The following is an 11,192-nucleotide window of genomic DNA, read 5'->3' as shown; positions in this document are numbered from 1 at the left end:
GCCGAACCATCGGCAAAATTGGAGAAGTCTTAAATTTGAGACGCGAAGCGCGAGCGTTAAGCGAAAGACGCTATTTCGCCGCGTGCGATCCACATACCGGACAGTCCAGCTGCCGCGCAATGCGCATGGTGTTCCACTCCATGCAGAGCGAGTCGAGCATCATCAGGCGTCCTTGCAGCGTTGTCCCGAAGCCGCCAATCAGGCGTAGCGCCTCGGCCGCCTGCATCGTTCCGATAATGCCGACCGTTGGCGCGAAGACGCCCATGGTGGAGCAAGCGACTTCCTCGAACGCTTCGTCGGGCGGGAACACGCAGGCGTAGCAGGGCGATTCGGCCGAGCGGAAGTCGAAGGTGCTGATCTGGCCATCGAAGCGCAGCGCCGCGCCCGAGACGAGCGGCACGCCGTGCGCGAAGCAGGCTGCGTTGACGGCGTGGCGGGTGACGAAGTTATCGGTGCAATCGAGCACGACCGTGGCGCTCGGGACGTGATCGGTTAGCCATTGCGGATCGGCGCGCATGGCAATCATGTTCACCTTCACGTCCGGATTGAGCGCGGCAAGCGTGTTGCGGGCCGACTCTACCTTGGGTTCACCTACAGACGCCGTGGAGTGGACGATCTGACGCTGAAGATTGGTGAGATCGACTGAATCGCCGTCCACCAGCGTGATTTCACCGATACCCGCCGCCGCCAGATACATCGCCGCCGGAGCGCCGAGGCCGCCCGCGCCAATGATCATCACGTGCGCATCCAGAAAGCGTTGCTGCGCTTCGATGCCGATTTCATCGACGAGAATATGGCGGGAGTAGCGGAGAAGCTGGTCGTCGTTCATCGGGCGCTCATGGCATGACCGGAAAACGCCATTTTAAGCGCGAGACGGAAAAGTCAGGAGTGGCGTTCGAGGGTGAGGCAGAAACGAAAACGCCGCCCACATGGGGCGGCGTTTATCCAGGCCAAAACGACCTTATTGCGTGGCGGATGCCGGAACCGGAGCCGAAGCGGGCGCTGCTGCGTCCGACCCTGGCGTAGCCGGCAAGGCAGGCTTCACAACAATCGGAGCCGATGCCGACGGCGCCGGCTTGTCCTGCGCAAGCTTGCGCTCGGAATACGACTTCGATTCCTGAACCGGCTTGCCCTCCAGCTTGTTCAAACCCTGGCTCAACATGAAGTCGTCCGCGCTGCCAAACTCAACAGGCTTTCTCTCGCGATCCTTGCGGCGTTGCTCAGGCGTCTTCTTGTCGTTCTGTTCTTCAAGAATGCGCAATTGCTCGAGCCGGTCTGCTTCGCGGGCTTCCTGTTCCTTCTTCTCGTTCGGATCCTGCGTGTTGGCGAGGTGGTTCGAGTAATCCACTTCGCGGGTCACGAGCGCGTCATCAGGATCGCCTTCCGCGTATTGGTCGACCGGAACGTCAGGACGAATGCCCTTGTTCTGAATCGACTTGCCGCTAGGCGTGTAGTAATACGCGGTTGTCAGGCGAAGTGCGGTGTCGGCGGTCATTGGCCGGACGGTTTGTACGGAGCCCTTGCCGAACGTGGTCTTGCCGACGATCAACGCGCGATGGTGATCCTGCAGCGCGCCCGCCACGATCTCCGAAGCCGATGCCGAATACGCATTGGTCAGCACGACCATTGGCACCTTCTTGAAGACATCCGGCAGGTTTTTCAGCGGATCGGTGTCGAATGACGGCAGGCGATAGTTGTCGTAGGTATCGCGGAAAGTCTGCTTTGCGTCCGCAATTTGTCCATTGGTCGACACCACGACAGCATTGTCCGGCAAGAACGCGCCGGCGACGCCGACAGCGCTCTGCAACAACCCGCCGCCGTTGTTGCGCAGGTCGAGCACGAGACCTTTCAGGTCCGGTTGCTGGCGCGCGAGATCCTGCAGCTTCGCGGCAAGATCCGGCACCGTGCGCTCCTGGAAGCTCGTGATGCGGATGTAGCCGTAACCCGGCGCGGGAATCTTCATCTTCACGCTCTGCACGCGAATGAGCGCGCGCGTAACCGTGATCGGGAACGTCCGGTCGTCGGTTTTGCGGAAGATGGTCAGCGTGACTTTGGTGCCCGGGTCACCGCGCATCTGCTTCACGGCGTTGTCGAGCGTCATGCCGCGCACCGGCTTGTCATTGATACGCGTGATCAGGTCGCCCGGACGAATGCCCGCGCGAAACGCCGGCGTATCTTCAATAGGGGAAATGACTTTGATCAGCCCATCTTCCGACGATATCTCGATACCAAGCCCGGCGAAGCGACCTTTGGTCTGCTCCTGCAGTTCTTCGTAATCGGTTTTGTCGAGATAGGACGAGTGCGGATCGAGGCTTGACACCATGCCCTTGATGGCGGCGGTGAGAAGCTTTTTGTCGTCGACCGGTTCGACATATTCATGCTTGATTTGCCCGAAGACTTCGGCAAACAACCGCAATTGATCTAGCGGAAGAGGCGCGGTGGCGGCTTGCTGGGCGGATGCGGAGAGTTGCAGCGTGGCAAATGCGCCGGTAGCAAGGCCCGCGGCGATCAGGCCGATGTTTTTCAGGTTCTTTCGCATAGAGTCTGTTGCGGTCGGAAGCGGATTAGGCTGCATCGTGGTTGACTGGGCAGTATAACTGCAAGCCCCGGACCACGACTTAAACGCAGCTTAAACGGCCCCAGCCGGCGTAGTGGGGTAGGTTCTTTTTCGATGCCACGGTTTAAAAACGGTAATTCCAGCGCAAATGCCGGGCCCGGTAATTGTCAGCCCGGTTCATGCAGTGACAGCAGCAAAATGACCTGATCGCAGTTTATAGCCATTGATATAAACCGCGCCCAGGGGCGAAAAAGTGACCCTGCTTATCGCCGGTTCTCCCGATGTAATAACTCACGTCTGAAACAAGATGCTTGCCGATTGGCGTGCAGCGGTCGAGCCGTCTGCAGACAGCGCGACCCCGCAACGGGATATTCTCCGCCCATCCTGAATATCCCGCGCAGGAGCCAAGGCGATAGGCTTGCTTATCCCGCCTTGCCCTGTTTAGCAACGGCTGCTTGCGCCTTCGCTATTGCTTCCGGGTCGCCGAGATAATAGTGCTTGATCGGCTTCAGGTTTTCGTCCAACTCATAAACGAGCGGCACGCCATTCGGGATATTCAATCCGACAATATCGTCGTCCGAGATTTCGTCCAGATATTTGATCAACGCCCGCATGGAGTTGCCATGCGCCGCGATCAGCACGCGCCGGCCCGACTTGACGGCGGGCGCAATCGACTCGTTCCAGATGGGCAGTACGCGCGCCACCGTGTCTTTCAGGCACTCGGTCAGTGGCAACTCCTCACGCGGCACCTTGGCATAGCGCGGGTCGTTGAATGACGTGCGTTCGTCCGACGGATCGAGCGCCGGCGGCGGTGTGTCGTAGCTTCTGCGCCAGACCAGCACTTGCTCGTCGCCATATTTTTTCGCCGTCTCGGCCTTGTTCAAACCCGCGAGCGCGCCGTAGTGCCGCTCGTTCAGCCGCCACGAATGCACGACGGGCAGATACATTTCGTCCATTTGATCCTGCACGTGCCAGAGCGTGCGGATCGCGCGCTTAAGCACCGAGGTGTACGCAATATCGAAGCTGAAGCCCGCTTCTTTCAGCAGCACGCCGGCTTGCTGCGCTTCGCGCACGCCTTGTTCCGTCAGGTCGACGTCGACCCAGCCTGTGAATCGGTTTTCCTTGTTCCACGTTGATTCGCCGTGGCGGATGAGCACTAGCTTGTACATGATGTCCGTTTAAAGGTCGGTTAGTTGGGAAGCGGTATGAAAGCGGAAAACTGGCATCGATTCTGGGCGGCAACGCGTTCCGGCGCAACTCGGCCGATCGGCTGAGTCCATTGAGGAGAACGGTTATTTTATAATGGCTGGATTGTCCCGATTTTTTTCTGGCTTTTCTTTTCTCCACACACCCAACCCGGCGGTCCCGACGTGAAGTTCTTCACCGATTACACCAACCTTGTACTTATCGCGGTCCTCCTCATTTCTGGTGGGTTGCTGCTGTGGCCAACGCTCATGCGGCGCGGGCGCGGCGCGGTTTCGCCGGCCGATGCGGTTTTGCTGATCAACCGGCGCAATGCCTCTGTCGTCGACCTGCGGCCGGCGGCTGAATACACGCAAGGGCACATTCCAGCCGCGAAAAACTTTGGTCTGGCCGAGCTTCAAGCAAAAGTTGGCCAAATCGCGAAGAATAAGAGCAATCCGGTCTTGCTCGTGTGCCAGACCGGGCAACAGTCCCAGAAGGCGAGCCAGATTGTGAGCGATGCAGGCTACGCCGAGGTCCACGTATTGCAGGGCGGGCTGGATGCCTGGCAAAAAGCCGGCATGCCGGTCGTGAAACAAGGAGCCGTAAAGTGAACAAGGTAATCATGTACAGCACGCAAGTGTGCCCGTATTGCCAGATGGCCGAACGTCTACTAAAGTCGCGCGGCGTCGAAAACGTTGAGAAGGTGCTGATCGACCGTGATCCGGCAAAACGTGAAGAAATGATGACGCGTACGGGCCGCCGTACGGTGCCGCAAGTGTTTATCGGCGAGACGCACGTCGGCGGTTACGATGATCTGTCCGCACTCGATCGCAAGGGCGGCCTGATGCCGCTGCTCGAGGCGGCCTGAACGCGTACACGCAGCCAAGCAGTCCGCGGCGTTGAACCGGAAAAAACCGGCAAAGCCCGGACTGCATTTTAAATAATCAAGGGAACCACCATGTCTGACGACAACAACCAGCCATTCTTCAACATTCAGCGCATCTACTTGAAGGACATGTCGCTCGAACAGCCCAATTCGCCGGGGATTTTCCTTGAACAGGACATGCCATCGGTGGAAGTGGAAGTGGACGTGAAGGCTGAACGTCTCGCGGAAAGCGTCTTCGAAGTGCTGGTGACGGGCACGGTGACGGCCAAGGTTTCGGACAAGGTTGCGTTCCTGATCGAAGCCAAGCAAGCCGGCATTTTCGATATCCGCAACATTCCGGCTGACCAGATCGACCCGCTGGTCGGCATTGCGTGTCCGACCATCCTGTTTCCGTACTTGCGCTCGAACATTGCCGACGCCATCACGCGCGCCGGTTTCCCGCCGATCCACCTCGCGGAAATCAACTTCCAGGCGCTGTACGAACAACGTATTTCGCAGTTGTCGGCTGCCCAGGAAGGCGTGGCCAACGGCGCGACGCTGAACTAAAACCGCTATTCCGGAGCCGGGCATGCAAGTAGCCGTTCTCGGCGCCGGTGCGTGGGGCACCGCGCTGGCTGGCCATCTGGCCACTCGCCACGACACGGTCCTCTGGGCGCGCGATCGCGCGCTCGTCGAATCCCTGTCCGTATCGCATGAAAACGAGCGTTATCTGCGCGGCGTGAAGTTGCCCGCATCGCTCAAGTATGAGCCTGATCTTTCGTCTGCATTACGTCACGGCGCGGCGGACGCTGCATTGTGCGTGGTGGCCGCGCCCGTTGCGGGACTGCGCGCGTTATGCAGGACAATGCGCGAGTCGGGCATTGTCCCGGCGCATATCGTCTGGTTGTGCAAAGGGTTTGAAGCCGATACCCAATGCTTGCCGAACGAGGTCGTCGCGGCAGAATTGTCTCAGCACACGAGCAATGGGACACTTTCCGGGCCGAGCTTTGCCCGTGAAGTCGGCCAAGGGTTGCCGGTGGCGCTGACGGTTGCGAGCGCGTCGGCAATATTGGGCGAGCGAACGGTCGCCGCCTTTCACCATGGCGCAATGCGAATCTACACCGGCGACGACGTGATCGGCGTCGAAGTAGGCGGCGCGGTGAAGAACGTACTGGCTATCGCCACGGGTATCGCAGATGGTCTTGGTCTTGGTCTGAACGCACGCGCCGCGCTGATTACTCGCGGGTTGGCCGAGATGTCGCGGCTGGGCGTGGCGCTTGGCGGACGCGCGGAGACGTTCCACGGCCTGACCGGGCTCGGCGACCTGATATTGACGGCGACCGGGGATTTATCGCGTAACCGCACGGTCGGCATGCAACTCGCGACGGGCCGCTCTCTTACCGACATTCTTGCCGCGCTGGGCCATGTCGCCGAGGGCGTGCGCTGCGCCAAGGCGGTGTTGGCGCTGGCTGAATCTCATGGCATTGACATGCCGATCACCCAGGCTGTGTGTCGCGTCTTGTTCGATAACATCGCGCCGCGCGACGCCGTTCACGCCCTGCTGAGTCGTGACGCGAAGGCCGAGTAAAAATCGATAACGCGCAGCGCCTCATTCGCCGCCGTCGAAACCAGTCTGCCGCCATGCCTCGAACGTCACGATCGCGACCGTATTCGATAAATTCAAACTCCTGTTTCCCGGGCGCATCGGCAATCTGACGCGGCGCTCGTTCGTGAACTGCCCGAGCACGGTATCCGACAAACCGCGTGTTTCCGCGCCGAACACAAACCAGTCGCCTTCCTGAAACGAATGTCCGAAGAACGGCGTTGAGCCGCGCGTGGTGAACGCGAACATGCGGCTTACGTCCGGCGTTTCTTTTCCGATAAAAGCGTCCCAGTTTGCGTGGACGTGCATTTGCGCGTACTCGTGATAGTCGAGTCCGGCGCGGCGCATCTTGGCGTCATCGAGTGGAAAACCGAGTGGCTCGATCAAGTGAAGGCGCGCGCCCGTATTGGCGCACAGCCGGATGACGTTGCCGGTATTCGGCGGGATTTCAGGTTCGACCAGAACAACGTTGAACATAAGCGATAACTCAGAAAATTAGTCTTGCGGCGTGCGCAGGGCGACGAAATTGGTGACGCGTACCGCGCCGGCGGTTTTCAGCGTGTGCGCCAACGCGTCGAGTGTGGCGCCGGACGTCATGACGTCATCGACCACACCGATGTGTTTGCCGCGAACATTGCGCAGCACTTTAAACGCGTCGCCGACATTGTGCCGGCGTGTATCGAGATCGAGCTTCGCTTGCGGCGCCGTGTCCCGGATACGCTCGATCAGTGTTGCGTCTGCCAGCGCGCCAAGCCGGCGGGCGAGAGGCTTGCCAATCGACCACGCCTGGTTGTAGCCGCGTGTTCTGAGCCGCTTGCGCGACAAAGGCACCGGCGCGACGATGTCCGGCGCCGGAACGTTGGCATCTTCGAACATGGCGTGCAACTGGCGCGCAAATTCGCCGGCGCCCGCGAGACGCGCGTGAAACTTCAATTCGAGCGCGAGCGTGTCAAGCGGCGCGCGGTAGTCGGCCAGCGCAATGGTTGCATCGAACTGCGGCGGCTCGGCAATGCACAGCCTGCAACGCGGTCGAGCGCCTGGGCGGTTCTCGCCCGGTCCAGTAAACACTGGCATGGGCAACGCACAAACAGGGCAGCGCGTGCGCGTCTGGTTCCAATACTGTTCATCGCAGCCGACGCACAACACTCGATGCGACAAATTGCCACACAATGCGCACTGACTCGGCAACGCGATGTCGCGCGCGCTGGCCAGCCAGTCTCCAGCACGAACAGAAGCCTTGCGTAACAAGCTTAAACCCGGATTTGAACCTGGGCGCAAACCGCGCAATGTCACGAAAAATTGTCGATTCATAAGCCCGGTCTAAAGACGCGCAAACAACCCGAAATACTGGCTATAACGCCGCCGAACCGTTATGCCGTCTGGTTTTGCTGAACGTTTCAACAATCGACCGAGTATACTTCGCACTCTTAGAAAGCAGGCTGTCATGTCCCCAACTTCCGCTAACGCTGGCCGTCCGGCCTACGATTCGCGCCGTATCCGGCGGATTTTCGATCGCCGCGCCGCGCGTTTTGACGACGTCGCATTCCTGCCCCGCGAAATCGCGGTGCGTATGCGTGAGCGGCTCGAGTACATCAAGGTCGCCCCCATGCGCGTGCTGGACGCGGGCTGCGGCGTGGGCGCTGATCTGCCTGCATTGCGCGAGCGTTTTGCGGAAGCTTCGGTGCTGGGGCTGGATTTATCGGCGGAAATGCTGGCGCGCGCGAATCAGGCCGAAATGGCCGAATCGGAAGCCAATGCAGGTTGGCGCAGGTTTTTGCCCGCCACGCTAGGCAAGGCGTTCGGCGCGCGCGGACCGCAACTGGCTCAAGGCGATTTCGCCGGGCTCCCATTCTCTGGCGGTGCCTTCGAGATGCTCTGGTCGAATCTTGCGCTGCAATGGCACGCGCGGCCGGACCTCGTGTTTCCCGAATGGGCGCGCGTGCTCAAGGCGAACGGCCTGCTGATGTTCAGCACGCTCGGTCCCGACACGTTGAAGGAACTCAGCGGCGCCTATGCGCAGGCGGAAAAGTCACTGGAATTGACGCCGCGGCGGCACACCATCGAATTTGTCGATATGCATGACCTCGGCGACATGCTTGTCGAGAGCGGTTTTGAAATTCCGGTAATGGATCAGGAAGTGCTGACGATCACGTACAAGTCGCCTGAATCGCTGCTGAGAGATGTGCGCGGCTGGGGCGCTTTTCCGCTGGACATGGGCGTGCAACATCATGCGCGCGCATTGCGTGACGCACTTCACGCATCGCTGGAAACACGCCGGCGCGAAGACGGCACGATCCCGCTGACCTTCGAAGTGATTTATGGCCATGCATGGAAGGCCGTGCCCCGAATGACGGCGGAAGGACACGGAATAGTGAGGCTGGAAGATATAGGACGCGGCCCAAAACGGAGCAAGTGAACGAGCGGATTTGCGGCATATGTAAAGCCATAACGAACCTGAAACGACCTTTGCCACCCCTCGGATGCACGCGTCGGCGAGTGTCCAAAAGGATGCGGCAAAAGGGCGCAGAAGCTTGTGCGGCTTGGCTTTGCGGCATGCACCACCTTGCTTGTGGATGCTGGGCAACGCGCCTATAATGCGTCAGTTTGTCGCCGGGCTGGCATGATTTTGGTCAGATTCCTAGCGGTAGACGAGCACGACCGAATACGACTTTCTTGCTTGATGTAGTGCGAGTGAAGCAATTCTGAAGCGGGAGACGGCGATGCAAGCAACCGATCTGCTGATGGACACCGAGCCAGTCATGAAGGACTGGTTGTTCAAGCGGAACTGTTCGGTTTCGCCACGGCAATTCATCGCGTTTTATATCTCGCTGGCGCTGTTTTCGTTGTTGATCGCCAGTTTGCTGGTTTGGGCAGGCGCTTGGCTGGTGCTGCCTTTTACGGGTATCGAGTTGCTGGCGGTCGGGATCGCGTTCGTCATCTACGCGCGGCATGCTGTCGATTACGAGCGCATCCTGCTGTTTCACGACCGGCTCCTGATTGAACGCATGGACGCGGAAACCCTGACGCAGGTGGAGTTCAATCCGCGCTGGGTCCGGGTTGAACCGGGCGCCAGGCCGAGGGATCCGGTCAAGCTCGTGTCGCGGGGCCAGTCGGTGCCGGTCGGAATTCATCTGGCGCAGCATCGGCGCAGGCAGTTTGCCGTAGAGTTGCGCGCCTGGCTGATGCGCTGCAATTGATCGGCACCGCGGCACGCGCATCAACGCGCGTCACCGGGTAAATCGTTTCCGGGGGGAGGCGATGCATGAGTCGGACAGATGCAAACGGGGGTCGAGGTCTGAATGGAAATTTTGGGTAAGGAAGCTATGAAAACAATCAAGCGAGCCCTCTCGGGCGTGCTGGCGTTAAGCGGACTCCTGTTCGCCGGCGCAGCCCTGGCGGTCAGTGACGTTCCCGGCGGTCCTGGAGTGAACGAACTCAACTTCCAGACGCCCGTGACGAAGATCGCCGAGGAGCTCTACGGCCTCCATACGTTCATGCTGATCATCTGCACGGTGATTTTCATCGGCGTGTTCGGCGTGATGTTCTATTCGGTCCTGATGCACCGCAAGTCGAAGGGCCACAAGGCGTCCAATTTCCACGAAAGCACCACCGTCGAAATCATCTGGACCATCGTCCCATTCGTGATCGTCGTGCTGATGGCGTTGCCGGCTACCAAAGCCGTGGTCGCCATGAAAGACACCACCAATGCCGACTTGACCGTGAAAGTGACCGGTTATCAGTGGAAGTGGGGCTACGACTACGTGAAGGGACCGGGCGAAGGCATCAATTTCCTCTCCACGCTCACCACGCCGCGTAGCCAGACGAACGGCCAGGAGCCAATCGGCGAGCTGTATCTGCAGGAAGTCGACAACCCGCTCGTGGTTCCTGTCGACAAGAAAATCCGCATCATCACCACCGCTAACGACGTGGTCCACTCGTGGTACGTCCCGGCGTTCGGCGTGAAGCAGGACGCGATTCCGGGCTTCGTGCGCGACACGTGGTTCAAGGCGGAAAAAATCGGCACGTTCCGCGGCTTCTGTACCGAATTGTGCGGCAAGGAACACGCCTACATGCCGGTCGTGGTGGAAGTGCTGTCCGCCGACGACTACACGAAATGGGTCGATGGCCAGAAGAAGAAAATGGCTGCGAGCGCCGACGATCCGAACAAGACCTACACCATGGACGAGCTGAAGGCGCGCGGTGAAAAGGTCTATACGTCGAATTGCGCGGTCTGCCATCAGCCGACCGGCAAGGGCGCGGGTCAGTTCCCGGCGCTCGACGGCAGCAAGATCGCCAACGGTCCTATCGCCGAGCATGTGAGCATTGTGCTGAAAGGCAAGGGCGCAATGCCGAACTGGGGCGCAACGCTCAACGACGTGGAAATTGCTTCGGTCATCACGTACGAACGCAATACGTGGGGCAATCACACGGGCGACATTCTTCAACCGAAGCAAGTAGCCGACGCACGCAATGGCAAGATGCCGGAGGGCGGTGACCATCTGGCGGCAGCGGGTGCAGCAGCGTCGGCGGCGGGCTCGGATGCGGCTGCCAGCGCGGCGCCGGCTGCGTCCGCGCCGGCATCGGACAGCGCGGCTCAATCGGCCGGCCTTCCCGCCAGCATCTACTTCGAAACGGGCAAGAGCGCCTTACCCGCGGACGCGGCTGCGGCAGTCCAGGCCGCCGCTGATTACGCGAAGGCGCATCCGGACGCGAAGTTCAATTTGTCGGGTTTCACCGACGCAACCGGCTCTGCCGCGACCAACGCCGATCTGGCGAAGACGCGCGCGCAGGCCGTTCGCGACGCGTTGAAGGCCGCAGGCATTGCGGAAGACCGCATCATTTTGAAGAAGCCGGAAACGATCACGGGCGGTGCTGACGCGAGAGAAGCACGGCGTGTGGAGATCAGTCCGGCTGCTTGACGTACGTACCCGAACGTCAAGCTTCTTTCTGAAAGAAAGCAGGCGTAGCGTATCGCCCAAGTG

The 11,192-nt window shown here is 60.0% G+C and carries 12 protein-coding genes; 7 read left to right on the top strand and 5 right to left on the bottom strand.

Annotation, left to right across the window (positions count from 1 at the left end; translation table 11 throughout):
* Window positions 1-70 precede the first annotated feature (70 nt).
* The 3 genes from AWB64_RS03980 to gpmA all read right to left on the bottom strand — a co-directional run bounded on the left by AWB64_RS03980 (window position 71) and on the right by gpmA (window position 3,726).
* Window positions 71-829 (bottom strand): HesA/MoeB/ThiF family protein, encoded by a 759-nt coding sequence (locus AWB64_RS03980; RefSeq protein ID WP_060817335.1) that lies wholly within the window; start codon window positions 827-829, stop codon window positions 71-73.
* A 132-nt stretch (window positions 830-961) separates the two neighbouring features.
* Window positions 962-2,539 (bottom strand): S41 family peptidase, encoded by a 1,578-nt coding sequence (locus AWB64_RS03975; RefSeq protein ID WP_060817334.1) that lies wholly within the window; start codon window positions 2,537-2,539, stop codon window positions 962-964.
* Between the two features lie 440 nt (window positions 2,540-2,979).
* On the bottom strand, window positions 2,980-3,726 hold the full coding sequence (gpmA, locus tag AWB64_RS03970; protein ID WP_060817333.1) for a 2,3-diphosphoglycerate-dependent phosphoglycerate mutase: 747 nt from the start codon (window positions 3,724-3,726) through the stop codon (window positions 2,980-2,982).
* Between the two features lie 201 nt (window positions 3,727-3,927).
* Between gpmA and AWB64_RS03965 the strand changes: the two genes are divergently transcribed.
* The 4 genes from AWB64_RS03965 (at window position 3,928) to AWB64_RS03950 (ending at window position 6,195) form a co-directional block, all read left to right on the top strand.
* On the top strand, window positions 3,928-4,353 hold the full coding sequence (locus AWB64_RS03965; RefSeq protein ID WP_060817332.1) for a rhodanese-like domain-containing protein: 426 nt from the start codon (window positions 3,928-3,930) through the stop codon (window positions 4,351-4,353).
* Window positions 4,350-4,610: a glutaredoxin 3 gene (grxC, locus tag AWB64_RS03960; protein ID WP_056358080.1), complete on the top strand. Its 261-nt coding sequence runs from the start codon at window positions 4,350-4,352 to the stop codon at window positions 4,608-4,610. The genes AWB64_RS03965 and grxC overlap by 4 nt, the downstream gene beginning before the upstream one ends.
* Window positions 4,611-4,700: 90 nt before the next feature.
* On the top strand, window positions 4,701-5,174 hold the full coding sequence (secB, locus tag AWB64_RS03955) for a protein-export chaperone SecB (RefSeq protein WP_056358077.1): 474 nt from the start codon (window positions 4,701-4,703) through the stop codon (window positions 5,172-5,174).
* A 22-nt stretch (window positions 5,175-5,196) separates the two neighbouring features.
* Window positions 5,197-6,195, top strand: a complete 999-nt coding sequence (locus tag AWB64_RS03950; protein WP_060817331.1) for an NAD(P)H-dependent glycerol-3-phosphate dehydrogenase — start codon at window positions 5,197-5,199, stop codon at window positions 6,193-6,195.
* A 21-nt stretch (window positions 6,196-6,216) separates the two neighbouring features.
* Here the strand turns inward: AWB64_RS03950 and trmL are convergent, their stop codons facing one another.
* Window positions 6,217-6,687 (bottom strand): tRNA (uridine(34)/cytosine(34)/5-carboxymethylaminomethyluridine(34)-2'-O)-methyltransferase TrmL, encoded by a 471-nt coding sequence (gene trmL / locus AWB64_RS03945; RefSeq protein WP_060817330.1) that lies wholly within the window; start codon window positions 6,685-6,687, stop codon window positions 6,217-6,219.
* 18 nt (window positions 6,688-6,705) lie between these two features.
* Window positions 6,706-7,521, bottom strand: coding sequence for a ComF family protein (locus AWB64_RS03940; RefSeq protein WP_075643235.1), 816 nt, complete (start codon window positions 7,519-7,521; stop codon window positions 6,706-6,708).
* A gap of 133 nt (window positions 7,522-7,654) precedes the next feature.
* Here AWB64_RS03940 and AWB64_RS03935 point away from each other — a divergent pair, with 133 nt between their 5' ends.
* From AWB64_RS03935 to coxB, 3 genes are all read left to right on the top strand, one after another.
* Complete coding sequence (locus AWB64_RS03935; RefSeq protein WP_060817329.1) at window positions 7,655-8,626, top strand: methyltransferase domain-containing protein; 972 nt, start codon at window positions 7,655-7,657, stop codon at window positions 8,624-8,626.
* Between the two features lie 304 nt (window positions 8,627-8,930).
* Window positions 8,931-9,407, top strand: coding sequence for a DUF2244 domain-containing protein (locus AWB64_RS03930; RefSeq protein ID WP_060817328.1), 477 nt, complete (start codon window positions 8,931-8,933; stop codon window positions 9,405-9,407).
* 102 nt (window positions 9,408-9,509) lie between these two features.
* The gene (gene coxB, locus AWB64_RS03925; protein ID WP_060817327.1) at window positions 9,510-11,129 is read left to right on the top strand and encodes a cytochrome c oxidase subunit II; all 1,620 of its coding nucleotides are present in this window, start codon (window positions 9,510-9,512) and stop codon (window positions 11,127-11,129) included.
* Window positions 11,130-11,192 lie beyond the last annotated feature (63 nt).

Origin of the sequence: Caballeronia sordidicola, from assembly GCF_001544455.2 — a bacterium.
In the GTDB taxonomy this organism is placed as follows: Bacteria; Pseudomonadota; Gammaproteobacteria; order Burkholderiales; family Burkholderiaceae; genus Caballeronia; species Caballeronia sordidicola.
The sequence above is the reverse complement of the archived record's forward strand: the minus strand, read 5'-3'. Positions and strand labels throughout refer to the sequence as shown.